General features: G+C 63.8%; 1 protein-coding gene. It reads left to right on the plus strand.

The genetic code is table 11. The features are described 5' to 3' along the window. Positions 1–261 precede the first annotated feature (261 nt). Positions 262–1,578, plus strand: a complete 1,317-nt coding sequence (locus CI41S_RS42295) for an ISNCY family transposase (RefSeq protein ID WP_172628412.1) — start codon at positions 262–264, stop codon at positions 1,576–1,578. The last annotated feature ends 213 nt before the right edge of the window (positions 1,579–1,791 follow it).

The following is a 1,791-nucleotide window of genomic DNA, read 5'->3' on the forward strand; positions in this document are numbered from 1 at the left end:
GCTCCGTGGTGATCCGCTTCCGAATGATCGCTAATCGCATGCTGACCGCAGCCTCCGTGCGACCAGCCCCGGGACGCTCGCATATTTCGGAATAATGGAAGAGTACCGCTGAGTTGCCCGACGTGTCAAGTGGCAATGTCGAACGTGTCAGTAGCTCGTGATCTGTCGCCTGTTTGTAGCTCGTGAAGTGTCGTGTTTTTGGTGCCCCGGGACAAAGGGGGCACGATGGGCACGGCATCCATTCACGAGGGGGTACGACGGATGCGGTTTTCAGATTTGCTGGAACGGACGGAGGCGAGGGAACTGACGCAGGAGGGCGCTGCGGAGCTCCTCGGGGTCAGTGTTCGGACCTTCCAACGCTGGGCGGAGCGTTATGAGGCGGAGGGCGATGACGGGCTGGTCGACCGACGCATGGGACGGCGATCGCCACGGCGGGCGCCGGAGGCAGAGCTGGAGCGGATGCTGGGACTGTTCCGCGACAAATACGCGGACTTCACGGTGAAGCACTTCCACGAGCAGCTGCAAAAGCGGCATGACTATGTGCTGGGCTATACGGTGACCAAGCTCGCCCTGCAGGCGGCGGGCCTGGTACGGAAGGCGCCGAAGCGTTCGGCGCACCGTAAGAAGCGCCCACGCCGGCCGCTGCCGGGGATGCTGCTGCACCAGGACGGGTCGCGCCACGTCTGGATCGAGGATCTGCCGGCGATGGACCTGATCGTGACGATGGACGATGCGACCAGCGAGGTCTACTCGATGCTGCTGGTCGAGGAAGAAGGCACGGCCTCGACGTTCCTGGCCTTACGCGAGGTGATTGGCGAGCGCGGCTTGTTCTGTGCGCTCTACACCGATCGCGGCAGCCATTATTTCCTTACCCCGAAGGCTGGCGAGAAGGTCTCGAAGACGCAACAAACCCAGGTGGGACGGGCTTTGTCGCATCTTGGGATCGAGCATATCGCAGCCTATTCGCCGCAGGCGCGGGGGCGCTCCGAGCGGCTGTTTGGCACGCTGCAGGACCGCCTGCCAAAGGAGCTGCGGCTCGCCGGGATCAAGACGGTCGAAGCCGCCAATGCGTGGTTGAAGGCGCATTACATCGCCGAACACAACGCCGCATTTGCGATCAAGGCCGAACAGCAAGGCACCGCCTTCGTTGCCGACCGCCACGAGGCCTGGCGCGAGGCGCTGTGCGTGATCGAGGAGCGAACCGTCGCCAACGACAATACCGTCGCATGGAAAGGTCGCCGGCTGCAGTTGCCGGAGAGCCGGCTGAGGCCTCACTTCGTCAGGGCCCTGGTGCGGGTGCATGAGTATCCCGATGGCACCGTCAGCGTGTTCCTCGGCCCGCATCGATTGGCGAGGTTTAGCGCCAACGGACAGCAGATCAGCCCCGACGCATCTCAGCCTGGCAGCGTGCTCGGAGCCGTCAAGGACAAGCCCTGGCGGGCGCGCAAGCGCGCGTCCTTGACCGCTCCTGCGCGCGCCGCCGTCGAGACAACGCGGGTCGGGACGGAGAAACGGGCTTCAAATCGAACAAAGAAACCCGCCCGCAGGGCTGACCAGACCGCTCCATCCATGGCATGACAAACCCGGCGCTCCCGTCCACGCCTTCCGGGGGCGCCCAAAACTCCAAAACGAAGGCGACAGATCACGAGCTACAAAAACACGACATCTTCACCCGCTATGGACAGCCGCCTTCTCGAACGCCGGCCGCCGCCGCCGGCTACTTTGCATGGGGTTGTTTTTCGGCATTTGTTCAGCGCCCCCTGCGGGAGGGTATCGCAACTCAGCTGACCT

The organism is Bradyrhizobium ivorense, assembly GCF_900696085.1.
In the GTDB taxonomy this organism is placed as follows: domain Bacteria; phylum Pseudomonadota; class Alphaproteobacteria; order Rhizobiales; family Xanthobacteraceae; genus Bradyrhizobium; species Bradyrhizobium ivorense.

Coding starts and splice junctions, on each gene's coding strand:
- CI41S_RS42295 (WP_172628412.1), top strand. CDS start 262: ATGCGGTTTTCAGATTTGCTGGAACGGACGGAGGCGAGGGAACTGACG.